The organism is Paenibacillus sp. 10L310, from assembly GCF_056395745.1.
Map to the genome: position 1 here is coordinate 308,945 of NZ_JBFTKC010000005.1, position 23,451 is coordinate 332,395.

General features: G+C 45.1%; 22 protein-coding genes. 7 read left to right on the plus strand and 15 right to left on the minus strand.

Going from position 1 to position 23,451, the window contains the following annotated elements; genetic code table 11:
- Nucleotides 1-242: 242 nt before the first annotated feature.
- From AC1DE7_RS15095 to AC1DE7_RS15105, 3 genes are all read right to left on the minus strand, one after another.
- The gene (locus AC1DE7_RS15095; protein ID WP_076253463.1) at nucleotides 243-1,595 is read right to left on the minus strand and encodes an amino acid permease; all 1,353 of its coding nucleotides are present in this window, start codon (nucleotides 1,593-1,595) and stop codon (nucleotides 243-245) included.
- A 137-nt stretch (nucleotides 1,596-1,732) separates the two neighbouring features.
- Nucleotides 1,733-2,014 (minus strand): hypothetical protein, encoded by a 282-nt coding sequence (locus tag AC1DE7_RS15100; RefSeq protein ID WP_127550457.1) that lies wholly within the window; start codon nucleotides 2,012-2,014, stop codon nucleotides 1,733-1,735.
- A 166-nt stretch (nucleotides 2,015-2,180) separates the two neighbouring features.
- Nucleotides 2,181-2,636, minus strand: a complete 456-nt coding sequence (locus tag AC1DE7_RS15105) for a GNAT family N-acetyltransferase (protein ID WP_477534717.1) — start codon at nucleotides 2,634-2,636, stop codon at nucleotides 2,181-2,183.
- Nucleotides 2,637-2,891: 255 nt separating this feature from the next.
- On the opposite strand from AC1DE7_RS15105, the gene AC1DE7_RS15110 reads away from it, so the two are divergent.
- Nucleotides 2,892-3,467, plus strand: coding sequence for a GNAT family N-acetyltransferase (locus tag AC1DE7_RS15110; protein ID WP_174806482.1), 576 nt, complete (start codon nucleotides 2,892-2,894; stop codon nucleotides 3,465-3,467).
- Nucleotides 3,464-3,811: a DUF1801 domain-containing protein gene (locus tag AC1DE7_RS15115; RefSeq protein ID WP_477534718.1), complete on the plus strand. Its 348-nt coding sequence runs from the start codon at nucleotides 3,464-3,466 to the stop codon at nucleotides 3,809-3,811. The genes AC1DE7_RS15110 and AC1DE7_RS15115 overlap by 4 nt, the downstream gene beginning before the upstream one ends.
- 606 nt (nucleotides 3,812-4,417) lie before the next feature.
- Here the strand turns inward: AC1DE7_RS15115 and AC1DE7_RS15120 are convergent.
- The 8 genes from AC1DE7_RS15120 to AC1DE7_RS15155 form a co-directional block, all read right to left on the minus strand.
- The gene (locus AC1DE7_RS15120; RefSeq protein WP_477534719.1) at nucleotides 4,418-5,722 is read right to left on the minus strand and encodes a DUF1963 domain-containing protein; all 1,305 of its coding nucleotides are present in this window, start codon (nucleotides 5,720-5,722) and stop codon (nucleotides 4,418-4,420) included.
- A gap of 121 nt (nucleotides 5,723-5,843) precedes the next feature.
- Nucleotides 5,844-7,022 carry an alanyl-tRNA editing protein gene (locus AC1DE7_RS15125; protein WP_282319332.1) on the minus strand — a complete coding sequence of 393 codons (1,179 nt, stop codon included), beginning with the start codon at nucleotides 7,020-7,022 and terminating at the stop codon, nucleotides 5,844-5,846.
- A 318-nt stretch (nucleotides 7,023-7,340) separates the two neighbouring features.
- Nucleotides 7,341-8,093 (minus strand): iron ABC transporter ATP-binding protein, encoded by a 753-nt coding sequence (locus AC1DE7_RS15130; protein WP_101314621.1) that lies wholly within the window; start codon nucleotides 8,091-8,093, stop codon nucleotides 7,341-7,343.
- Entirely contained in the window at nucleotides 8,090-9,154 is a 1,065-nt protein-coding gene (locus AC1DE7_RS15135) for an iron chelate uptake ABC transporter family permease subunit (protein WP_477534720.1), read from the minus strand. Before AC1DE7_RS15135 ends, AC1DE7_RS15130 begins: the two co-directional genes overlap by 4 nt.
- Entirely contained in the window at nucleotides 9,151-10,161 is a 1,011-nt protein-coding gene (locus AC1DE7_RS15140; RefSeq protein WP_372238406.1) for an ABC transporter permease, read from the minus strand. Before AC1DE7_RS15140 ends, AC1DE7_RS15135 begins: the two co-directional genes overlap by 4 nt.
- A 31-nt stretch (nucleotides 10,162-10,192) precedes the next feature.
- Complete coding sequence (locus AC1DE7_RS15145) at nucleotides 10,193-11,224, minus strand: siderophore ABC transporter substrate-binding protein (protein WP_127550473.1); 1,032 nt, start codon at nucleotides 11,222-11,224, stop codon at nucleotides 10,193-10,195.
- Nucleotides 11,225-11,618: 394 nt separating this feature from the next.
- Nucleotides 11,619-13,388 carry a dihydroxyacetone kinase subunit DhaK gene (gene dhaK / locus AC1DE7_RS15150; protein WP_405158587.1) on the minus strand — a complete coding sequence of 590 codons (1,770 nt, stop codon included), beginning with the start codon at nucleotides 13,386-13,388 and terminating at the stop codon, nucleotides 11,619-11,621.
- Nucleotides 13,388-14,530 carry a glycerol dehydrogenase gene (locus tag AC1DE7_RS15155; protein WP_017690500.1) on the minus strand — a complete coding sequence of 381 codons (1,143 nt, stop codon included), beginning with the start codon at nucleotides 14,528-14,530 and terminating at the stop codon, nucleotides 13,388-13,390. The genes dhaK and AC1DE7_RS15155 overlap by 1 nt, the downstream gene beginning before the upstream one ends.
- A 305-nt stretch (nucleotides 14,531-14,835) precedes the next feature.
- Between AC1DE7_RS15155 and AC1DE7_RS15160 the strand changes: the two genes are divergently transcribed.
- Together AC1DE7_RS15160 and AC1DE7_RS15165 are read left to right on the plus strand one after the other, a co-directional pair.
- Nucleotides 14,836-15,870 (plus strand): PocR ligand-binding domain-containing protein, encoded by a 1,035-nt coding sequence (locus AC1DE7_RS15160; RefSeq protein ID WP_036606178.1) that lies wholly within the window; start codon nucleotides 14,836-14,838, stop codon nucleotides 15,868-15,870.
- 105 nt (nucleotides 15,871-15,975) lie between these two features.
- Nucleotides 15,976-16,965 carry an aldo/keto reductase family protein gene (locus AC1DE7_RS15165; RefSeq protein ID WP_253505796.1) on the plus strand — a complete coding sequence of 330 codons (990 nt, stop codon included), beginning with the start codon at nucleotides 15,976-15,978 and terminating at the stop codon, nucleotides 16,963-16,965.
- Here AC1DE7_RS15165 and AC1DE7_RS15170 read toward each other — a convergent pair.
- The 4 genes from AC1DE7_RS15170 to AC1DE7_RS15185 form a co-directional block, all read right to left on the minus strand.
- Nucleotides 16,962-17,840 (minus strand): LysR family transcriptional regulator, encoded by an 879-nt coding sequence (locus AC1DE7_RS15170; RefSeq protein ID WP_127550536.1) that lies wholly within the window; start codon nucleotides 17,838-17,840, stop codon nucleotides 16,962-16,964. The two genes, AC1DE7_RS15165 and AC1DE7_RS15170, sit on opposite strands and share 4 nt — an antisense overlap.
- A gap of 31 nt (nucleotides 17,841-17,871) precedes the next feature.
- Entirely contained in the window at nucleotides 17,872-18,342 is a 471-nt protein-coding gene (locus AC1DE7_RS15175) for an SMI1/KNR4 family protein (protein ID WP_127550479.1), read from the minus strand.
- A 113-nt stretch (nucleotides 18,343-18,455) separates the two neighbouring features.
- Entirely contained in the window at nucleotides 18,456-19,556 is a 1,101-nt protein-coding gene (locus AC1DE7_RS15180) for a threonine aldolase family protein (protein ID WP_477534721.1), read from the minus strand.
- 53 nt (nucleotides 19,557-19,609) lie between these two features.
- Entirely contained in the window at nucleotides 19,610-20,470 is an 861-nt protein-coding gene (locus AC1DE7_RS15185; RefSeq protein ID WP_101314612.1) for a LysR family transcriptional regulator, read from the minus strand.
- A gap of 181 nt (nucleotides 20,471-20,651) precedes the next feature.
- Here AC1DE7_RS15185 and AC1DE7_RS15190 point away from each other — a divergent pair, with 181 nt between their 5' ends.
- The 3 genes from AC1DE7_RS15190 (at nucleotide 20,652) to AC1DE7_RS15200 (ending at nucleotide 23,253) form a co-directional block, all read left to right on the plus strand.
- Nucleotides 20,652-21,641 (plus strand): quinone oxidoreductase family protein, encoded by a 990-nt coding sequence (locus AC1DE7_RS15190; protein ID WP_477534722.1) that lies wholly within the window; start codon nucleotides 20,652-20,654, stop codon nucleotides 21,639-21,641.
- A gap of 394 nt (nucleotides 21,642-22,035) precedes the next feature.
- The gene (locus tag AC1DE7_RS15195) at nucleotides 22,036-22,254 is read left to right on the plus strand and encodes a bacteriocin immunity protein (protein ID WP_477534723.1); all 219 of its coding nucleotides are present in this window, start codon (nucleotides 22,036-22,038) and stop codon (nucleotides 22,252-22,254) included.
- A gap of 210 nt (nucleotides 22,255-22,464) precedes the next feature.
- Entirely contained in the window at nucleotides 22,465-23,253 is a 789-nt protein-coding gene (locus AC1DE7_RS15200) for a formate/nitrite transporter family protein (RefSeq protein ID WP_036606169.1), read from the plus strand.
- The last annotated feature ends 198 nt before the right edge of the window (nucleotides 23,254-23,451 follow it).

The window sequence follows — 23,451 nt, forward strand, 5'->3', positions numbered from 1 at the left end:
TTTAGAATGCTATAAGATTCATATGTACAGATGGGCTTTTATTATAAAGTGAACACAGATCATTTCGTAGAGACTGCCGGTTTATTTATCTAGTTCGTATTACCCCTAATTTGTCCCAGTTATAACAAAAACAGAGGTTCTAGTTCCAAAATAAAATCGTTTCCTTAGTGCCTACAAAAAAACACCCCGGCACAAGCGCCGAGATGTCGTGTTGTTCTACATTTGTATACTACCCATTCATACTAAACTGTTTGTTTATTCGTCCTTCTGAATCGAATCAGGGACCAGATAATCAGCAACGCGAGCACGGCAAGACAGATACTAATGCTGAACCGATTCCCTTCATCAAACACAAACATCACCGCAATCACACTAAGACATAGTACCACGACTCCGGTTATATAAGGGAATCCCCAAACTTTGAAGGTCGGTTGAACCGGATATCTCTTCCGCAGTTTCAACTGTGATGAGGCAATACAGATCCACACAAGGATTACGACAAACCCCGGAACTGCGAGCAATACGCGGAACAGTTGATCCTGCGCGAACAGGCCAAGCAAGGAACCTCCGAGCAAAACCACTGAGCACACCAGAAGTGTGTTAACAGGGCTACCATTGCGATTCGTCTGTGACAATGCCTTCGGAGCTTCCCCACCCACTGCCATGGAGTGCATCATCCGGGATGCACCATAGATCCCTGAATTCGCAGCAGACAGAACGGCAGTCACCAAAATAAAGTTCATTATGTGTGCTGCTCCCGGCAGTCCCGTGGATGCAAGCACCTGAACAAATGGACTGCTCTCCGGCCCGATCTCATTCCATGGGATAAGACCACAGATGATGAGAATCGGCAAGGTGAAGAACAGAATAATTCTGAGCATGAAATTGCCCACGATTTTGGGCATAACCTTTTCTGCATTTTCCGTCTCGGTCAGGGTCAGACCAATCAGCTCCGATCCCCCATAGGAGAACATGACCACAAGCAGTGCCGAGAAGATCGATGACCATCCGTTCGGGAAGAATCCGCCTGCTTGCGTATAATTTTGCAGATATGGCGTGTTATCACTTGGGATAATGCCAAAGATCAATCCTGCACCCAGGAAGATAAAAATAATGATCATGGCAATTTTGATCCCGGCCAGCCAAAACTCAAATTCCCCAAACACACCTACACTTAACAGATTAACCAGTATAATGAACGCTGCACAAGCCAGACTCAGCATCCACAGCGGTACTTCACTGAACCAATACTGCAAAAAGCTCCCGGCGGCAATCACCTCAATGACACACACCGATAACCATAGAAAGCAGTACATCCATCCCATAACAAAGGAAACTCTGCTACCAAATGCCTCCTGCACGAAGTCTTTCATATTTTTGTTCTTGTACACCGTAGCCATCTCCGCCATCGCGGCCATAACAACCAGCAGCAATAATCCGGCAAAAATGTATGTGACAATAACGCCCGGACCCGCGAGTCCAATCGTCTCTGCACTGCCTTTGAAAATTCCCGTTCCAATGACACCACCCATAGCCATAAAACTGATGTGTCTTGGTTTAAGCTTCTTTTGTAGTGTTCCTTCTGTCTGAGCCAATTCAAGTCCTCCTGATGTAAAAAACGTCTGTAATGCTGTCTTGTTTCATAGACATAATGTCCAGTATACCCTATTGTCCATCAATCAGCCCAGAAGTTCCTTATGGCCAATTCATCCCAAACATATATGGACATAACCTATGTTTTATACCCCACAATCGCATGAAGCAATCTATGTACAATCCAGCTGATCAAACTGTACACTGCCCCATAGATGAACCAAGCGCCTATGTTACTACCCATTGTTGAAAGACTACTCGCGATATACAACAAAGGCAGCATAAAAGATATAATCAGCGCTCCCCAAAGTCTAAACCCTTTGGCAAAATAACTGCATATTCCAAGCACCGCTGCAATGATGGGACATAACACCAAGACAGCAAAAAGCGGATTCATATCATCGAACCACCAATATATCATGCACGACTCCCTCCACATTCTTCGTCATAAGGCCACGTTACTTTAATGCTGTATTATTTAGTTTATTCTACTCTTTTTCCATCTCTTAAAATGTACAATATGTTGCAAAATTAAAAAACCAGCGTCCTGTAAAAAAACAGAATACTGGTTTCTCATGTAAATCCATTTAAATTGCTCTCGTCATAAACGTGCTGTTCGGGTCCAATACATAATCCGCGAATGGTTCGCAATATTCAAATCCGAAATCTTCATACAACTTCCGTGCCGGGATAAATGAATCCATTGAACCCGTCTCCAGACTGATTCGCTTATAACCACGGTCTGTGGCAACCTCCATAATATGCGCCAAAATTTTTCTCGCTACGCCTTTTCTCAGATGAGCCGAAGCGGTACGCATCGACTTCAACTCTGCATGCTCTGGATCAAGTTCTTTGATAGCCCCGCAGCCGAGCAAGTCGTCCCCTTCCCAAGCACACCAAAAAGTAATTTCGGGCTCCTTGAGTCCGTCCAGATTCAACGCATGAATACTTTCTGGAGGCGAATCTGCTGCCATCCCTTGCAAGTGCTCCGCAATTAAAGCCTTAACTTGGACTCCACTCAAATCATCCACTTTGATCTCCATAACGTACCACTCCCGCCGACATTTTTATTGGTTTTATCACTGAATGTATATCAATCATTTTATCTTACTACCGTGTTAGGTTTTATCACAAGAGGTTACTTATATCCACTGAAATACGCTATTGTGATTCACCTATAATTTCCAGTATGATGAGGCTATCATATGCCAAAGGGGCGAGGTCTATTGCGAAATATACATAGAGTTAAACGTGGAACTAAGGTGAAGCAAGCTTAACTTAATTTAAAGGAGAACCCTATGACACTCACTACGGATAACCTGTTTTATAGCAAACGATTAAAGATGACGCCACCACGCTCTGAAGACGTGCAGACCATGTTGCAATGGAACGAAGACCCGGAGTACCTTCGGAATGTGGATACTGACCTGGCCATTCCCTATTCGGAGAAACAGTTGGAGGATGAGGGCGAAACGAAGAACAAGGAAGTTTACTTCAGACTTCGCACGCATGAAGAGGATACGCTGATTGGTTTTGTCGTCATTCATGGCATTGAATGGAACAACCGCTGCGGACAGCTTGCCATTGGCATCGGACTTGCCAAACATCGCAACAAGGGATATGGCACGGAAGCGTTGAATCTTATTTTACGATATGCGTTCCATGAGATGAATCTGGACCGAGTTGGTCTCGATGTCATCGCCTACAATGCCAAAGCAATCCGTTCCTATGAAAAGGTTGGTTTTCAGTTGGAAGGTCGGGCACGCTCAGCTGTATATCGTGATGGTAAGCGTTATGACCGCTTGATGATGGGAATCCTAAGACCAGAATGGGAAACACACAATCAGATCCATACGGAGGGTGAACAAGTATGACCAAAAATGCAGAAGTTACTGCGTTTATTGAACAGATTCAGATCCCCTGGCAAGTACATGTCGCTGAACAATTGCGCCAGTTAGTGCATGATACCATCCCTGACGTACAAGAACGCGTACAATACAAGAAACCTCATTTTTTGAAAAACGGAAAGTACGCTGCGGTCATCTCGCCTTCCAAACAAGCCATGTCTTTCACCATCTTCAATGCAACTGGACTCGATCTCCCCGATGGGATATTTGAAGGCCCGGAAGAACGAAAAACGATCAAACTCAAGGAAAAAGATACGCCGGACTATGAATGGTTGGCTGATTTGTTAAAGCAGGCATCTGCGGAATTGTAGACGGGTGTAGTGAAGAGGCACATACGCCGAAGTAGTAACTTAGGTAGTAATGTGCGAAACGTATGGTGTGGGCCGTAATGTGCGGGTGGTATGTATGGGGTGAGTTTAGGGTTAGGTTTAGATTTGTGGCAAGCGCTAACGAATCGGACATACCTTATATCGCAGTTTTAAAAACATATGAAATTCTAACGAATCTCAGCAGTCTTATTACAGAAACCCCCTTCGATTTTCTTCGAAAAACCATGACAATTGGAGAAATAGAGTGGCTATGATTCGTTAGAATTCTACAGTGCTGTAAATTCACCCAATAAGATGTGCTAGGTTCGTTAGACTGTGTGAGTACGACAAGCGGCCTCTGCACGTAGAAAAAATAACCCATTCTCACTCTGGCGGCTAAATAAACAGCATAAACGACTGGCTATAGCAAAGATATCTCACATCCATCCTGCGCAGGGCAAAGGGGCATCCCATGAAGTTCCAAGAACTTCGGGATGCCCCTTGGTTATAGTCTGTCTACTACTGTCATTCCAACCTTAAAAGCGGTGTAATATCATAATAAGATGACTGCTTATAATTGCTTATAATGTTTTATACTAGCTTCCACCATCAAGATTGCTGGTACGATACGGCGGTCATCTGACATGGCTCACATATGAACATGTAATACATACCCTCACCATATTTCTCAACCTCGCCCCAGTCCAGTTGTGCGACAGCTTTCATTCTCGTGGAACAGCGTGGACATGTTGGGTACTCCGCATCTTGAACCCATCCCGGATGGCCGCCGACCTGAGATAACGATGGCTCCATCGCCCACTCACTGGCATGGAATGCATGACGCGATGCATTCGCAATCCCAAACTTCTGGCCAACATCCGGTGCAAGTTTACCATAGTCGTCCAGGTCAATCTCTTCCATTCCCGCAGGCATGACATTATGTGAACTCCATAACGGTTCTCCTGCTACGTCCAGCTCCATGTAAACCACACCGTAACTGCTGCATATCACGCAAGTCTGTATCTGAAGTTGCTGAGCATGCCAAGAAACGTCATTCAATGCTGGATGCTTAACATCCAGACTAATTAAGGTGGTTAACGCATTGCCACACCATGGACAGCAATTGGTGCTAGGGTTCAGCATCGATAGTGAACTTCCGGTTAACTCCACGTTAGGTCCTTCATTCTCTTTTACTTTATAGAGTGAATAACTTGGGGTGATGAATAATTCCCTGCGCTGCCCGTCTTTTGTAAGCTCCCAACCAGCTTCAGTGGTGTAATGCTCAGGTGCCACGTATAATTCGTTCGCCCAAGATGGAGGAGATTGTCTCCACTGCCGGAACTGCCGCACGACAACATCATCTCCGATATGGGCCAGCATGAGCAATATGTGGTTCCGATTCTCATCATCGGTATTCACCTGCTGTAAGAGATGATCACGAACCTCACCCGAGGCACTTTTATACAAAATGGCAGGATAATAGATCTCTTGTTCCAGCACCTCAGGAATTTCGGCAGTCAACGATATATCATGGTAGCAGACCAGATATACCAGAATGTCTTTGCCCGTATCTTCATCACCTGTACAAATCCGTTGCATCGCGTAATCCTTCATCTGATCTTGTTGCTCTACAGACAAAGATAGATATACCTGTTCCTCGGATTGTTCATAGAGCGTATAACGAATTAGTGGATCGCGAACCTGAGGTTTGTGCATGATTTTCAAAATTTCGACTGGGTCTGTAATACCTGCATACAAGTTCACGTCACGTCGATTCGCTTCAATGTATCTCTGACGCTCCTCGCTTTCCATCTCCTGCTTGCAAGGCATACAATAACCACCCGTTTTCAACGCTGTTGCTGGTAAAATGGTATTTGCACACCCTTCCCGTATACACGGAATTCGTTCTGTCATCCCTCCACCCCCTCTACTATCTGCTCGCTTCATCATGCCATGACAAACACGCCACAACGTGACGTGCTTGTCCCTTACTCCATATTTAAATACCTGCGTGTACCATAAAGGAAAATACGAATCAGTGATGTCCCAACTGGTCCTTGGTAAATTCGTAAAAGGCAAGCGCATCTTCACTGCTGGCAAAGCCTGCCTGAGCCATCTTTTCACTACCTCCACCTTTGCCTTGATAGGCTCCAAGATTACCTTTGAAGAAAGGTCCACAAGCCCATTCAGGCGGCTGTCCGTTCTGTGCAAGAACCACTTTGGCCTCTGAGATGCTGGCGAACAGAACAAGGCCTTCATGGTCTGCCGTCAGCTTGGTAGCAAGACTCTGCATATCCTTGAGCGATTTGTCTTCAAAGACCTGAGCAATTACCAGCCCTTGCCGAGCGGCCAGAAGTTCCTCCGCATAATAGGCATCATTGGTTGTTTTCACTGCATTCAGCTCAGTTTGCAACTGCTTTTGCTCCAGTTCCATTTTCTCAATACGCTCCAACAATTCGTCCTTGCTGGTCTTTAATTTAACCATGATGCTATTGAGCACGTTTTGTGTGGATGTGAATTCATTCAGGGCCCTTGTTCCACATTTGAAATAAATGCGGGTACCGCCCTTCACTTTTTCAGTTTTCAACAGTTTGATGATCCCAATCTCACCTGTCGCCGACACATGCGTTCCACCGCAGGCGTTATACTCCACACCCTCGATCTCGACGATGCGAATGTCTTCCGTTACCGTAGGTTGCTTCACCAATGGTAACTGTGCAGCCTCTTCTGCTGTAACCCAAGACGTGTTGATGCGAGCGTTACGATAGATCTGACGATTCACTTCTTGTTCAATGGCGGTTAATTGATTCGCTCCCAGTTCAGCCGTAGCCACATCAATCGTGTCATACTCCGTACCGAGATGGAAACTGAGGGTCATCGCTTCAGTCAGCTTTAGAGTGATTGCCGATAACAAATGCTGACCCGTATGCTGCTGCATATGATCGAATCTGCGCTCCCAGTCAATCTCACAATGTACCTCAGTCTCTTCAGGGGTGCGTTCCAGCTTATGCCATACTTCGCCATCTTCAATGTTCACATCCAGAACAGCGATGCCACCAATTTGTCCCAGATCACAAGGTTGTCCGCCCCCATGCGGGTAAAAAGCAGTCTCCGCCAGCGTGACATATACGCCGTCTTCCTTGTCTACTCTGCCTGTAATCGTTGTATGCCACTCTCTTGTATAAGCAGAGTCATAATAGATTTTTTGCGTCATTGAATCATCCCGATCCCTTCTCGTTCAAATGGGTTTTCATAATCTCCAGATTACACTATCTGGAACCCTCAAGCCAATTTATGGCATAGAGTATCCCCTTTTTCTATCCAAAAGATTACTCTGTGAGCGAAAATAGCTATTAATCGAGAAAGGAACGTTTGCAGGAAGATGCTTCTGGTAAAGGCTTATCATTCTATGATGTTTTTAAGATAAACTTTCAAACTGTCTTGTTCGACTTTAATAAAAAAAAGAAGAGTGAATAATCACTCTACTTTCTGAAAACCATTTTAACAAACAACTTTTCATTAAATCTTGTAGCTAATAGATCGCTATCGGCCCGTAAGGACCATCAATAATTTCAATTTTCGTTTCAAAAATATCTGTTAAAATTTCGGGGTCCATCACTTCATCTACGGTTCCAAAAGCGGCGATTTGACCATCTTTCATGGCACATATTCGATCCGAATATTTGGCGGCAAAATTGATATCATGCATAACCGTCAGAATGGTTCTTCCAAATTCATTAGCGGCATATCTCAAATGCTCCATCATTCGAACAGAACGCGCAACATCCAGATTGTTCAAAGGCTCGTCCAAAAGTACATATTCCGTCTCCTGACACAACACCATAGCTACATAGGCTCTTTGCCTTTGGCCACCAGAAAGCTCATCTAGATATCTATTTTCCAGAGCAGTTAAGTCTAGAAAATCAATATATTTAGAAATAATAGCTTCATCCTCATCCGTTAATCTTCCCTTAGAATAAGGAAAACGTCCGAATCCGGCAAGTTGTCTAACGGTAAGCCTTGTGACAAAATGATTTTCTTGTCGTAAAACCGTTATAATCTTGGCCAGATCCCTTGATTTGGATGTGGAAACATCCATATTGGCAACCTTGATCTGACCTTCGTCCAAATCCAAAAGTCTTCCGATCATCAGAAGTGTCGTCGATTTCCCCGCACCGTTGGGTCCAATTAAAGAAGTAAGACCGGCTTTGGGTATATGAATATTCAAAGGGCCTATCTCTACCTCGGCTGCATAGGTTTTTTTGACATTATTGATCTGTATCATAAAGAACCCTTCCTTAAAATCACAATTAAAAATGTTAGTCCGCCAACCAATTCTATAATAATGGAAACAACACCTTGGGCATTGAAAACATGATTCATAACAAAGTATGCACCGGTTAAGATCACAAACCCTATCGCCAGTGCCATTGGGAAAACATATCTGTGATCATAGGTTTGCGCGGCCTGATAACTCAAAATCGCAACTAAAAATCCATAGAATGTAAGTGGTCCAACCAAAGCCGTCGAAATGGCCATCAAAATGGAAACCAGGACCAGTGTATAAATCACACTACTTTGATGTTTAGTTCCCAAAGAAGTCGAGACATCCTTACCCAGCGACAATACATTTAACCTCTTGGCATTAGCAAGCAGCAGAATTGCTGCAATGATGACGATAGGAATCGCAATCGGGAAATAGGCAGAATCCGCATTATTCACGGAAGCAAACATTCTTGCCTGCAAAATATCAAACTCAGACGGTGCAAGAAGTCTTCTCATAAATGAAGATACGGATCTCAGCCCGGTCCCAATGATAATACCGACTAGAAGCAGAAGTTGTAAATTTCCGTATTTTCCGGAAAGCAGCCATCCATAAAGGATTAAACACATGATGACCATTGCAACAACTTGATATAAAAAGGAATCCACACCGCTAAAATTCACAAATACCGTAGCACCAAGGAAAAATATAGTACTCGTATGAATGGTTGAATAAATAGCATCAAAACCTAAAAGAGACGGAGTTATAATTCTGTTATTCGTAATCGATTGAAAAGCAACCGTGGATAAACTTTGGCAAATTGCAGCGATCAGCATTGAAACCAGAGCAACTACCCTTCTTGTAACAACAGGTATGAAAGAAGGCGAAGACACTGGGACCGGATTATTATAAATCAGCAGTCCAACTGATGCAAAAACGCCCAGAACAATTAATGTTATCAGCAAAATCCAATAGCGCTTTTCTTCTTTCTTGGTACGGAAGGCTCTAGCTGATCTTTTTTTAGGACGACGGCTAGAATCGATTTCGATATTTAGTGGATTTCTACTTGCTAAGTCGCTCATCTTACCCTCCTTGTTGACCGCCTTTGTCTTAACAAAATGACAATGAATACGACGGCTCCCACTGTTCCAAGGATCATCGAGACAGGTATTTCAAAAGGCATAATAATGACACGAGACAGGATATCACACACAATGATGCTGCCCATCCCTAATAAGCACACCCATGGCAAATTGCTCCTGAGATCGTCACCCCTAAACATGGAGACAATATTGGGGACAATTAACCCTAGAAAAGGCAAGTTCCCAATGACCGCTGCAACGATTCCAACGGCTAGTGAAATAAGCGCAGTACCCAAAAGAATGATCCTGTCATAATTTACGCCAAGACTGGTAGCGACATCTTCCCCTAGTCCGGCTAGTGTCAGCCGATCAGCAAAAACAAATATAAGAATAGTCACCAATACAATAAGCCATAAATATTCATACCTGCCAATTTGCACAGATGAGAAGGAGCCTGCAAACCAGCTTTCGATATTTTGAGTCATTTGGAACACAAGCCCCACGAAAGTTGAAAATGCAGAAATGACAGCTCCAAGCATCATTCCAATAATCGGGACAACTAAGGACGAACGGAGCTTAACTTTCTTTAGAAACATAAAAAAAATCATCGTTCCTATAAAAGAAAAAATGATTGCACCAGTCATTCTTAGCGTTAAGCTCGGAGCAGGAAAGACCAGATAAATAAACATGATCCCCAGTCCTGACCATTCCATTGTTCCTGTTGTCGTAGGTTCCACCAAGCGATTCTGTGTAATAAGCTGCATGACCAGTCCTGCCATTGCCATGGCGGCACCGGTAAGCATTAATGCAACAGTTCTTGGGACACGAGTAATGAAGAACATCTCCATTCCATCCGCTTGTCCTCGTATGTCGTAGACTCCAATAAGCAGTGAGGTAATGCCTAAAATAATAGTGGCTATAATCGCAATGATAAAAGGTATAGTCCATAGCTTTTTCGGATTATGACGCTGGGGTTGAGAATTCTCAACCCCAGCTAATTTTGGTATTAAATTTTTCTGCACTGCAGCATACTCCTTTTTACTGTTTAGCTAAAGCTTTCGTAAGGTTGTTAATCAACTCCAAGAAAGTTTCGATGGATTCATTGGTGTACGTATCGTTTGGAGCATAAACGATTTGTTTTTGAGTAATAGCAGTGGTGTTTTTCAGAGCAGGTGAGTTATCAATAACGTCTTGAGCCGGAACGGCACCTTCTTCAGCAGATACAGCTGCATCCCGATCCAGTACGAAAATCCAATCTGGATTACTTTGGGCAATCGCTTCAACAGAAATATCATCACCTTGATGATCAGAAGAAGATTTGTCCACTTCTAGTGCCGGAACCCAGCCGAAAATGTCATACAATGGTCCCCACACACGTCCAGTAAGAGGAGCCGAGAAACCGATGTTTCCACCAGAAACGACAACACTCATAATTTTATCTTCACCGTTATAAGCGGCCTTAGCTTCTTCAATAGCTTTATCAAAATCAGCAATCAGTTGGGCAGCTTCTTCTTGCTTCTCAAAAACTTTTCCCAAATTGGTTGTTGCATCTTTAAGTCCATTAACAAAGTTTTCTCCAGGTGATGCTGTTTCTTCAAGCTCAATATTAAGGTCGATCACTGCTGCATTAGGTACTAATTTTTTGATGTCTTCATAGTAACTAGCAAACCGTTGACCAACAATGACAAGATCAGGCTGTATTGATGCCAATAGTTCAAGGTTTGGTTCGCGGTGATTCCCAATATTTTGTACCGATTCATCCGCCACATATGGTGAATCCGCAGGCATTACATCCTTCGGCGCTGCTGCCAATTTGACGCCCCAAGTGGACAGAGTCTCAAATGTTCTGTTATCCAGAGCAACGACCTTCGTTGGATTTACAGGCACAGTTACCGTTCCATGAGCATCCGTAATTTCAACTGTTGTGGCTGTAGCAGCAGCATCGGAAGTTGCAGCCTCTGTATTCGCAGTATCCGTCGAAGCAGGTTCATTACTTGAACAAGCTGCCAACACCAAAGTTAAAGCTGCAACCATGATAAACATTAATTTTGAATAAATAGACTTTCTCATTTAATTTATATCCCCCTAGATTTAGAAAATTTGGATTCCAACGCAGCGTACTGTGTTGGATAAACTCAGTATCATATACCTCCTCAGACGTAAATTTTAGAGAAAAACTTAACCCCTTTTCACTGTAGTGCTGAGTAACAAAACAACAAATGATAGTGATTATCAATATCAATAGGTTATATTATAACAAGTTAGAAGGCATTTTCAACAACCTAATTGTTTTAATTCATGGCGAAATTATGAACCAAATATTCCATTGTATGTATTTATATGCATAAAAATCGACATTTCAATACAAAAAAAGAAGCATCACTGTGTGATACTTCTTTTGCGGTAAGAACACTTTATACTTTTATATTTCTCATCGAAATGATCTGATTTTTCACCAACATTCTTATTTCATCGACTCAGATAATTCTGTGAAAATAACACCCAGCGCATACGCACCAGCATCCGGGTAGCCCAGACTACGATCACCGACGGCACCTGCACGTCCCATACGTGCCACGATGTCTTCGGTTTTCTTCGCACCTTCAACGGCGGCTGCTGCACCTTTGGCAAATGCTGTTTTGAAGTCATCGCCAGACTCCGCACTTTGAGTCCAGGAATCGGCACACGGAACGAGTGCATCGATCAAGGTTTTATCACCTACAACGGCACCACGTCCGAAGGAACGTTCTCCTGTAGACTGAATCCCTTGCACCGCTGCATGGATCATCTCAGCAAATTCAGCAACGTTTAATTGCTGTTTATCCCCTACTGCTTTGCCAGCCGCACGGAATGCCGAACCCCAGATTGGGCCGGATGCGCCGCCACAATATTCCATGATGACCAAGGAACATGCATCGAGGAATGATCCGATGTCTTTTTTATCTTCGTTAATGATGTGATTCCATTCGCGTTTCAACTGGCGGAAGCCTTTTGCCACACTCATACCGAAATCGCCATCACCGGCATGGGAATCCAATTCACAGAATGGTACTTCATTCTTGATGATGATCTCACCCATTTTATCGATCAGATAGACGACATTGTCCAGTGAAAATTGATTGCCTTTGATGACCGCAGCTGATGCATCCGTCTCCACTTCGTAAGATACAGGAGCGTCTTCACCCACAACAGCTTCCAGCGCTTCGGAATACGCCACTTGTGCTGCTGGAGGGCCGGATACTTTAAATGCAGGTGTATCACTTTCCTTGAACAACAGCGTTTTTAGTTCATCATCCAGTTTCAGGATCGTAACCGACGCACCCGCCATATCGATACTTGTCATGTAGTTGCCTACAAACGTAGTAGCGACCTTCAGACCTGCATGTCCAGCAAGCTCACGCTGAACGGAATTGTTGAGCAGATACAGTTCTTGCAGTGGCGTTGCACCAAAACCATTCACGAGCACCGCAATCTCAGCGGATGCATCCTTATCCAGCTTCATGTCTGCGAGCAATGCTTCGACCATACGTCCTGCCAATTCATCAGCCGATACGATTTTCTCCCGGCGAATCCCTGGCTCACCATGAATCCCTACGCCGAATTCCATCTCATCTTCAGCAATTTCGAATGTAGGCGTGCCTTTGGCGGGCACCGTACAGGATGTGAATCCAAAACCAATACTGCGCACGTTCTGAGCTGCTTTCTCAGCAACGGATTTCACATCTGCCAGACTGCGGCCTTCTTCGGCCGCTGCTCCGGCAATCTTGTGAACCAGTACAGTTCCGGCAACACCGCGACGTCCAACGGTATACAAACTGTCTTGTACAGCGATGTCATCCTCAACACGTACATACTGTACGTTGATGCCATCTTCTTCAGCCAGATGTGCTGCATTCTTGAAATTCATCATGTCGCCGCTGTAGTTCTTGATGATCAGGAGTGTCCCCTTGTTGCTGGCTGTTGCCTTGATCGCTTGATACACCTGGATTTGGGAAGGAGATGCGAATACATCTCCACACACCGCTGCATCCAGCATGCCTTTACCCACATAACCAGCGTGAGCCGGTTCATGTCCGCTGCCTCCGCCACTGATCAGGCTGACTTTATCGGCCTGAATCTCTCTGCGTTTAATGACTTTATATTTTTTCAGAAATTCAAGCTCCGGGTGTGCAAGCGCAATCCCGTTGCACATTTCCATAACAACATGTTCGGCCTGGTTAATAATTTTCTTCATTATTTTACCTCCCGGCGAGCTGCTTTGTACTCACGGCCCATGCGGTCAGCCGCTGCAATGGCAGCAGCTACTTCAGGAACGGTGATTGGGAACGGCATGGCGTGAATGGATTCTTCCGGAATACAAGCGATCTCTGCCACTTTCAACAGTTCTTCCTGACTAATCGTATCTACACCGATATCCGCCAAGCTGATCGGCAGTCCCACTTCGAGACAGAAGTCCATGACTTCATGGAGCTCTTCGGTTGGTGCATTTTCAAGGACGAGTTGTGCGATTGTACCGAAGGATACTTTTTCACCGTGAAAGAAATGATGTGTGCCTTCCAGAACAGTCAAACCGTTGTGGATTGCATGTGCTGCGGCCAGACCGCCACTTTCGAATCCAAGACCAGACAACAGAATGTTGGTCTCAACGATATTTTCCAGCGCCTGAGTCACGACGTTGCTGTCACTGGCTACTTTTGCTTTTGCACCGTCAGTCAGCAACATTTCATAACACAGTTTTGCCAGTGCAAGCGCCGCATTGGTACCTACTGCAGATGGGGTATATCCTTCGCGGGAACCCATTGGCAGACTTGCGTTTACACGGGAATAGGATTTTGCTGTTGCTCTTGCTTCGAAGTATGTAGAGAGCGCATCTCCCATACCGGATACGAGGAAACGTGTTGGTGCATTGGCAATTACAGTTGTATCAACGAGAACCACACTTGGGCTTTGTTTGAAGTAAGCATAGTCATCGAAAGAACCGTCCGGTGTGTACAATACAGCGGAGTGACTTGTTGGTGCGTCTGTTGCCGCAATCGTTGGGCAGATGATCAGTGCTTCGCCTTCAGCTACACATTTAGCCGCATCAATGGCTTTACCACCACCAAGACCGATGGTAGAGTCACATCCTTTTTCCTTCGCGATCGCTTGCAGACGAGCAACTTCCTCACGGGAACATTCCCCTTTAAAACCGCTTTCAACAAACGTAATATTAAATTTCTCGGCTGTTGCATCCAGCTTTGCTTTGACACGCTGTACATCATCTGGATGTGCAATCAGCAAAGCAGATTCTCCGAAGGATTTAACAAAGTACCCCAGGTTCAACAACTCGTCTTCGCCTTGTACATATTTGGTTGGGCTGATAAATGCTTTTCTCATAATATTATATGCCTCCTAAGGATATGAAATAGTGTAGTGATTACATCAAATTTTAATTTCTTACAATTGACCTTAATATAACGCATGAGCAACAGGTTTACAGTGGACTTTGATAACAAATTATTATAATTTACAATCGTAATTTTTTGCTTTTTGGCACAATCATGGTATCTTATTGTCATGAGATGGTTGAATTTTGACCTCCCATTATACATTACCCGTCATCATTACATCTTAATATGTACAACTTGCTAACTTTTAACGGCCTAAATTATGAATCTGGTTAGCCTATGGAGGTTGCACCAATGATCAAAGAATATCTGCATATCAATAAAATTCTGGACCTAAATAAATGGAAGCGTCTACAAGATTCTCTCGCAACAGTAACCAAACTGGCGATCCTCACCGTTGATTATAAAGGCATTCCCGTAACCAGTCACAGCAGCTGTCAGGCTTTCTGCCAGAATGTCCGTAAAGACCCGGAGCTTCTCCCCTACTGTCAAAAATGTGATTCACGCGGTGGTCTGGAAGCCGTTCGATTGAATGAACCTTATGTGTATTTATGCCATTTCAATATTATAGATATCGCGATTCCGATCACGATTGATGGCAAATATATCGGCGCCGTCATGGCAGGACAAGTGAAACTCGCCGATCCGGAAAAGGGTAGCGACTTGGAGCAAATTGTCACGTCCAAAAACGTACCCATGCATGCAGCCAAGCTGGAGGAATTAAAGGATGATTACGCCCAGCTACCTGTGATGACCTATGAAGAGATTGTGAAAATCTCTAACATGTTATCCCTGCTCTGCAACTACATTGTGGAAGAAGCGCTAAACAAAAATCTGTTAGTTGAAATGTTCGAAAAAGCTTCAGGCAATCAGGAGACTCTAAACCTCTCCACCATTCTGCCGGGTTACTCCATTCGTAATATCGAGTCGATCAAAAAAGAGATGACCAATGCGATAGCGGATGCTTATCTGAAGAACAGCCCAAGTGACACGGAAAGCTCCAGCCCGGTGCTTCAGCCTGCTTTTGAATACATTCACAGTCACAAGAGTGAACAAGTTTCACTCAAACAAATGGCCGATCTATGCCACCTGAGTCCGAGTTATTTCAGCAGACTGTTTGCCAAGGAAACGGGTGAAAACTTCACAACCTACCTGGCTAAACTCAAAATTAAGTGGGCCAAACAATTGCTGGAGGTCACCGACATGCCTGTCTCACAGATCAGTGATGAGCTGGGATTTAATGAATCGGGATATTTTATCAAAATATTCAAAAAGTTCGAGGAAATTACGCCTGCTCTCTATCGCAAATACCTCCAGGAGAAAATGTAGATTCACTGATACTTTTTTCGTATCAAAGATGAGGTTAAAAGATATTTCACCTATTAATCTGCCATTGTTACAATGGAGTCCAGATGACTTAGGGAGGCGACATGAATGGAATATCGCAAATTAGGAAACAGTGGATTAACCGTCAGTGAGATTTCACTGGGCAACTGGATTACGCATGGAGCGCAAGTCGAGGATGGAATAGCAGAAGCTTGTGTGCGAACCGCATTGGATGCAGGTATTACCACATTTGATACCGCAGACGTATACTCAAATACCAAGGCTGAATCCGTGTTAGGACAGGCTCTTAAGGATATACGAAGAGAAAGTATTGAACTATGCACCAAAGTCTGTCACCCAACCGGCACAGGTCATAATGACCGCGGACTTTCACGTAAACACATCATGGAAGCCTGCAATGGTTCATTGCGGCGGCTACAGACGGATTATATCGATGTCTATTACGCTCACCGTTATGACTACAATACTCCGCTGGAAGAGACTTTTCTGGCATTCTCCGATCTGGTGCGTCAGGGCAAAGTTCATTACATTGGCGTAAGTGAATGGAACGCAGATCAGATTGCAAGAGGAGCCGCTTTGGCGCGGGAACTTCATGTCCCCTTCATTGCAAGTCAGCCCCAATATTCGATGTTGTGGCGTGTGATTGAGCAAGAAGTCGTACCTGCAAGCGATCAAGCAGGACTGGGACAGATCACATGGTCTCCTCTTGCTCAGGGTATACTATCAGGCAAATATGCGCCTAACGCAGCATTGCCCACCGGATCACGTGCAGCTGCTGAGGCAGGAGCACCCTTTTTCAATAAACTGGCTGGTCAGTGGTTACGTGAAGATGTTCTTACCGCTGTGCAACAACTTGTTCCACTCGCTAAAGAGATTGGTCTAACTCTCCCCCAACTCGCTGTGGCGTGGGTTCTTCAGCATACGTATGTTAGTTCCGTCATTATCGGTGCATCCCGGCCGGAGCAGGTATTGGAGAATGTAAAAGCTTCTGGTGTGAAACTGGACCCTGCGATCATGACTCGTATTGATGAAATATTGAATCCGTGGATTGAGCGTGATCCAGCCAAGACGGGTTAAACACATTCATCAACAATGCCCATAAAGCGGGACACTACTTCCTGATTCATATCCGTCCGCCATGCCGTATACAACGGTACGGAGGGCGGATTTTCTTCTAATGGGAGAAAGACTACACCCTTTCGCTGGAACACATCCACCGATGACGGGACAATGGAAATGCCCATGCCCGCCGCAACGAGATTCACAATCGTATACATCTGGATCGCTTCCTGTGTAATTCGAGGGTCTACGCCATGCTCCCTGCAATAATCCAAAACGAGACGATGGAACGGAGAACCCAGATGCCTTGGGAATAAAATAAAATCTTCATCCGCCAGTTCTCGAATTGAAACTTGAGTCTGAGAAGCCTTCGGGTGATGATCTGGCAATACAGCAATCAACGTTTCCATCTGGCAGGGGCGGAACGAGACATGACGAGTATCTTCCTGATATCGCAAAAATCCAATATGGATCTGTCCGTCTTCCAGTGCCTGCAATTGTTGGGATGAAGTCATCTCACGCAGCGTCAATTCAATCTGAGGATACGCAGCGCGAAATTTCCTAAGAACATCCACCATAATGCTCCCCGAAGCCGAATCCACAAAGGCTATGGTTATATGCCCGATGATGCCCTGATCTGCTTTTTGCGTAAGCTGAATGGATCGTTCGAGCTGGGCCATAATTAGCCTGGCCTGTTCCAGAAATACCGCACCTGCCGGGGTGAGACGAACCATTTTTCTGGTGCGCTCCAACAACTTCACGCCAAGCTCATCCTCTAAATTCTGAATCTGCTGGCTCAGCGGTGGTTGCGTCATATTTAATTTTTCCGCTGCACGGTGAAAATGAAGTTCTTCTGCCACCGTGATAAAGTATCTTAACTTCCGAATATCCATAAGCCGATTGCGCATCCTTCCGTCTACCTTGTTAATTCATCTGTTCCTGAACCCAGATTGCCGACTCAGCCAGCATCGTCATCAATTCATTAAAGTCCACAGCAATCTCCCGCAGAGGAGTTTCCCCTGCATCGTGGATCAACATCAGCACCTTGCCTGAATTTTGATCCAGTATAGCCATACTTCCTTCACCAAATCCACCAATCGGGAAAGGCTGGAGGTCAGCTGGCAGCTCGTATTCTTTCTCATATTCACGGTATACTTCCAAAAAATCCGGATAAGCCCAGCTCAGTTCTTTCACCGAATACAAGGCAGGGTCGCCGAAGTTACATGCACCGAACTCAAGTAAAAGTGCGCGATACGCTGCGGGCAGTTTTACATTATGCTTTTGCTCAAAATCCTCAATGCTCTGTTGTTTCTCAGGAGTACACCCATCTCCCATTGTTGTATCGTAGGCCTTCACCAAAAGATCACGAATCGGTTCCAATTCTATCGACGTCACTTGAACTCCCCCTTAAGATACCTTTCTCCACTGATCAGCCGTTGTGAATTCAATAGTTCTCCTTGAAGCGCAACACCTTACCCAAACAAGAGTCGAGCATTAAAATCAACTTCTTATCTCACCTGTTTACGCAACTCTTGATCCAGCCATTCCAGTGCTGCACGCAGCTTGTCCTGAGGAACTTTCTCATAACGATCACCCGTAGACAGTTCAAAGACACAGCTGTTTCCACTTGTTTTGTTCAGATATGAAGTCATTCCTATGCCATACTGTTGAGTCATTTGCACAAGAATTGGTTCAACATCGGCAGCAGCGAGCGCAAAGTGCACATGGAACATATTCGATACCGGTACCTCGGGTAAGGTATGTATCCCGTGACACGCATTCAGTAAGAAGGCTAGTTCTTGAGCCTGCTTGTAATACAACTCCATTTTGCCAATCCGTTCATTGAAATAATACTGAGAACTCAGAATATACGGATACAGGCCGATCAGATCTCCGCCGTGCCGACGTTTCCATACTTTCGATTCTTGCATCACATCCGGATCACCCGCCAATATAGCCCCCGCAATACCTCCAATGCCTTTATAAAAGGATACATACACCGTATCAAACAAACTGCAAATCTCCGCAGGCGTTTTCTGATAATAAGGAGTGATCTCAAACAGGCGTGCCCCGTCCAGATGTAGCTTAATCCCGCGTTCACGGCGATAGGCCGAGATCGCTTCCAACTCTTCATACGCTGGCAATTGCCCACCAATCTCACGTTGCGGAAGTTCCAGCAGCAGACAGGCAATATCCTGATCAAGCGCTTGTACATCTTCCAAACAAATCAAACGATCCTTGTCCGCAAGTAAAATTGATTCAATCTGATGCAACTCTTTCAGTCCGTCTTCCTCATGGATTTCAAGATGACACAGAGGGTGGTAAGCTACTCGCTTTATCCCTTTACGATCACACCAGATCCGTAATGCAATCTGCTGTGCCATCGTTCCACTTGGAAAAAATACCGCCGATTCCTTGCCAAGAACGTCAGCCATCTGTTGCTGAAATTCTTCAATGAGTGGGCCGTTCCCGTAGTGGTCACTGAACAACTCCCCATCGATCTGGTCCAGTACGTTCTGAAGTACCTTCACTTGGCGACTGCCATGACCACCTACAATAAAGTCTGCCTGATTAAATGCATCACCCAACGTTAACGCAGTTTCTTTCAAGATCACTCACTCCTTTATAGTGCATGTTCATAAACGGACTTTTGAACAACCTCTTATAGGTCTGGTTCTGTAATAATCTCAACCAAAGCGCTGAGTGCACTAGATATATGTTCACCACGGGAATACACAAATCCTACTTCCAACCGACAATAGGGATCAGGCAAAGACATCACCGCGATCTCACCTCTTAATTCTGCTTTGGTAACCGAAGAACGTGGCAGCAATGATACGCCGAGCCCGGCAGATACACCATTCAGAATCGTGTCCAGTGTTCCATATTCCATGATGTTAAGCGTGTGGATACCCTGATCGTTCAAAAAGGATTCCGCCTGAGTGCGATGAGTGCATCCGATCTCAAAAAACAACATCGGCCTGGACAATAACGTGTACATCTCATGTACTCCAGGTTCAGCGATCAACACCAATTCCTCGTCATACATCTTCATATAATTCAGCTCAGGATGATCAATCGGCCCATATATTAAGGCTCCATGCAATTCATGTTGGATAACCTTCTGGTTCAGTTCATGGGTCCCACCCGTGACAAGCGAATGCTGTACTTCCGGGTAGCATGAAGTATATTCAGCCAAGAGCGGCGTCAGAAAAGTAGAAGCTGCTGTCTCTATGGCACCCAGACGAAGCATGCCAGCTGGTGGGTTACCCACTTGCGTGGCCTGCTCTGCTTCATATAATAATTCTAATATTCTATCCGCATACCCAAGCAGATTCTCGCCTGCTGGTGTAAGCGACATCCCCCGATTGGAACGATGAAATAGCGGTACTTGCAGTTGGGTCTCCAACTGTTTAATCCGTGCTGTTACATTGGACTGCACATAATTAAGTGAGAGCGCAGCTTTACTGATACTACCTTCGCGGGCAACCGCCTGAAATATTTTCAAATCACCTGCATCCATACTCTGATCACCTGCTCGTCGTTATATCAGCATTCTGCATCATCCGATTCATGCAAAGTGCTTATCTATTATTTTTAATGATACTGACAATCATTTTTGTTCATTTTACGTGAATCTGCTCCGTCTGTACAATGAGGCTCAGTAGTGAAGTCTGGCTACATAGACAGGAGGAATATTGAACATGAAAGCTATTGTCCATTCGGCCCAGAGCGGCCTTGCAGGTCTTCAATATACAGAGTCAATCTCTCGGGCACCAGAAGCCGGGGAAGTGCAGATTCAATTAAAATCCGCTGGTATCAATCATCGGGATCTATTCATCATGGCAGGACGCGGCCCTCAGGACATCCCACTCGTTCCCGGTTCCGATGGAGCAGGTATTATCGTAGCGATTGGCGAAAGCGTAAGAGGGTTCGCGATAGGAGATGAAGTCATTATCCATCCTACGCTCGGTTGGGAACATGCATCTGAAGTGCCCACCGTACCCGATATTGTTGGTGGCCCTATGGATGGAACACTGGCTCAATATATAACGTTGCCTGCTGAAAATGCCCTGCCTAAGCCAGCCCACCTATCCTGGGAGGAAGCAGGTGTGCTGTCCCTTTCAGCCCTGACGGCCTATCGCGCCTTATTCACTCGCGGTGTATTGAAGAAAGGTGAACATGTGCTCATTCCCGGTATTGGCGGTGGTGTAGCAACCTATGCCCTGCTCATGGCGGTTGCGGCAGGTGCCAAGGTGACCGTCACCTCCAGAAGTGAAGCCAAAAGAAATGAGGCACTGCGCTTGGGTGCTACCCATGCATTGGATAGTCATGCCGATTGGAGTACGCAGAACGATCTGGAACCTGTGGACATCATCTTGGATAGCATCGGACAAGCCATGTTCCCAAAATATTTTGATATAATCAGACCAGGTGGACGTATCGTGATGTATGGTGCAAGTTCGGGGGATGATCTGACCCTACCCATTCGCTCTATCTTCTTCCCGCAGATCAGTCTGATCGGCACCTCTATGGGCAGCCGTGAGGAGTTTATCCAGATGCTGCAATGGGTGGAGCAACATGACATACACCCTGTAATTGATGGCGTATATCCGTTACAGGACGCAGCGAAAGCGTTCGAACGTATGGAAAAAGGCGAGCAATTTGGTAATCTCGCTATCCTTATGGAGTGATATCTATTTTGAGATGGGCCTTCATGAATTGTTGAAAATTGATTAACGATAATGGGGTGAATCCATCTGACCCGTCTCGCTAAACGTATACTAATTGTTCTTATTACTATTATCATTTTGGCCCAAATTCCTATGTTAAAAGAAACCTTAGCCCGAGGAGTTACTACGTTATATGTGAAGATAAAGTATCCCGAACATTCCTTTCAATTCCAAGACTTCATCTACGAGTCTCATTTCGGAAACTATATCATTTCTTATACTGATCAAGACGAACAACGCATTAGTCTGATGCTTGAGCCCAATTTTTTTCCGGCGCTCATTACGTATGATCCATTGAATCAACCCATGGAATGACTAGTTTGTTCACACTATGAATCATTCAGGAGGTATCGATATGGACAATAGATTACATTTGGTAGAATTGGTTCGCAAACTGATGGACTCTGAAGGAACGGAAGCCGAGTTGGATGACATGTTAACGGAGCTACAGCAGCAGGTTCCACATGCGGAGATCAGTAATCTGATTTTCTGGGATGATCGAGACCTGAAACCTGAACAGATTGTGGAAGAAGCCTTGGCTGCCCGTCCCATCCTGCTTCCACCCCAATCTTAATATTCTTCAGGAGGTGAACAATAGGATATGTCTGACATGTCTGATTTAAATCATAATAACAACAATGAACACCCTGATTTTGGCTCTTCTGCAATATGGGTACTGCATTCGAAACAAGGAAGTAATAATCAATAAACCAAGTTTACCCTCCCCAATTTCCATAATTTCGTTATAATGGTAAGCAAGACACCATGCTATTGGAGGAGAATTATGGAAACGGAAGCTTTACGCAACGTGGAACAACTAGCTCTGAAGAAACACAAGATTTACAAACAAAGTTTAATCAGGTACCTTGCACGCTCCATGCTGGCCAGTATGTTTATCGGATTCGGCGTCATCGTGGCGTTTAAGACAGGTAACTTCTTTTATATGGAGCAGTCCCCATTTACCTATCCGATGGCGGCAATTACGTTTGGCGCGGCCATCATTCTGATCGCCTATGGCGGGGGTGACCTGTTCACGGGCAATACGTTTTATTACACGTATGCGGCGCTGCGCAAGAAACTGCGCTGGTTCGAAGTGATCAAGCTGTGGATTGCGAGTTATAGCGGTAACCTGATGGGCGCAGCTGTGTTTGCCCTGTTAATCTACCTGACCGGATTGTTCGACTCGTCTCAGGTGAATGGTTTTCTGTTAAGCGTGGTAGAACACAAAATGGAAGTTCCAACCATGCAACTCTTTTTCCGCGGAATTCTGTGTAACTGGCTTGTATGTATGGCGTTCTTTGTCCCGATGTTCATGAAGGAGAATGGAGCCAAAATGTTTGCCATGATGCTCTTTGTGTTCTGCTTCTTCATCTCGGGATACGAGCACAGCATCGCCAATATGTGTACGTTCGCGATTGCACTCGTGCTGAATCATCCGGGGACGATCTCAATTGAAGGTGTGATCCACAACCTGGTTCCCGTGACTTTGGGTAATCTCGTGGGCGGTGTGTTGCTGATGGGCTTCATGTATTATGCGGTGAACAAACCGTTTCTGGATGAAGAGACACATTAATCTCTGGCAAAAAAAGCCATCCTTCCGGCCCGGTCCTTCGACCGTGGCTAATCGGTAAGAAGAATCCAAAACACCCCGGCAACCTTCCCATCTCAGGGAGAAGGTTGCCGGGGTGTTTCTCTATAGGCAGGCTCACGGATAAGCCGCCTGCCCTCCACACGCATAGCCATGTGATACACAATCACATGGCTCCAGGGG

Excerpts from the sequence above, each read along its gene's own strand:
- AC1DE7_RS15110 (WP_174806482.1), top strand. The coding sequence starts at position 2,892 with ATGACACTCACTACGGATAACCTGTTTTATAGCAAACGATTAAAGATG.
- AC1DE7_RS15100 (WP_127550457.1), bottom strand. The coding sequence starts at position 2,014 with ATGATATATTGGTGGTTCGATGATATGAATCCGCTTTTTGCTGTCTTG.
- AC1DE7_RS15105 (WP_477534717.1), bottom strand. The coding sequence starts at position 2,636 with ATGGAGATCAAAGTGGATGATTTGAGTGGAGTCCAAGTTAAGGCTTTA.
- AC1DE7_RS15115 (WP_477534718.1), top strand. The coding sequence starts at position 3,464 with ATGACCAAAAATGCAGAAGTTACTGCGTTTATTGAACAGATTCAGATC.
- AC1DE7_RS15170 (WP_127550536.1), bottom strand. The coding sequence starts at position 17,840 with ATGGATATTCGGAAGTTAAGATACTTTATCACGGTGGCAGAAGAACTT.
- AC1DE7_RS15130 (WP_101314621.1), bottom strand. The coding sequence starts at position 8,093 with ATGATACAGATCAATAATGTCAAAAAAACCTATGCAGCCGAGGTAGAG.
- AC1DE7_RS15185 (WP_101314612.1), bottom strand. The coding sequence starts at position 20,470 with ATGGATGCAGGTGATTTGAAAATATTTCAGGCGGTTGCCCGCGAAGGT.
- dhaK (WP_405158587.1), bottom strand. The coding sequence starts at position 13,388 with ATGAAGAAAATTATTAACCAGGCCGAACATGTTGTTATGGAAATGTGC.
- AC1DE7_RS15125 (WP_282319332.1), bottom strand. The coding sequence starts at position 7,022 with ATGACGCAAAAAATCTATTATGACTCTGCTTATACAAGAGAGTGGCAT.
- AC1DE7_RS15145 (WP_127550473.1), bottom strand. The coding sequence starts at position 11,224 with ATGAGAAAGTCTATTTATTCAAAATTAATGTTTATCATGGTTGCAGCT.
- AC1DE7_RS15155 (WP_017690500.1), bottom strand. The coding sequence starts at position 14,530 with ATGAGAAAAGCATTTATCAGCCCAACCAAATATGTACAAGGCGAAGAC.
- AC1DE7_RS15135 (WP_477534720.1), bottom strand. The coding sequence starts at position 9,154 with ATGAGCGACTTAGCAAGTAGAAATCCACTAAATATCGAAATCGATTCT.
- AC1DE7_RS15165 (WP_253505796.1), top strand. The coding sequence starts at position 15,976 with ATGGAATATCGCAAATTAGGAAACAGTGGATTAACCGTCAGTGAGATT.
- AC1DE7_RS15195 (WP_477534723.1), top strand. The coding sequence starts at position 22,036 with ATGGACAATAGATTACATTTGGTAGAATTGGTTCGCAAACTGATGGAC.
- AC1DE7_RS15160 (WP_036606178.1), top strand. The coding sequence starts at position 14,836 with ATGATCAAAGAATATCTGCATATCAATAAAATTCTGGACCTAAATAAA.
- AC1DE7_RS15190 (WP_477534722.1), top strand. The coding sequence starts at position 20,652 with ATGAAAGCTATTGTCCATTCGGCCCAGAGCGGCCTTGCAGGTCTTCAA.
- AC1DE7_RS15200 (WP_036606169.1), top strand. The coding sequence starts at position 22,465 with ATGGAAACGGAAGCTTTACGCAACGTGGAACAACTAGCTCTGAAGAAA.
- AC1DE7_RS15120 (WP_477534719.1), bottom strand. The coding sequence starts at position 5,722 with ATGACAGAACGAATTCCGTGTATACGGGAAGGGTGTGCAAATACCATT.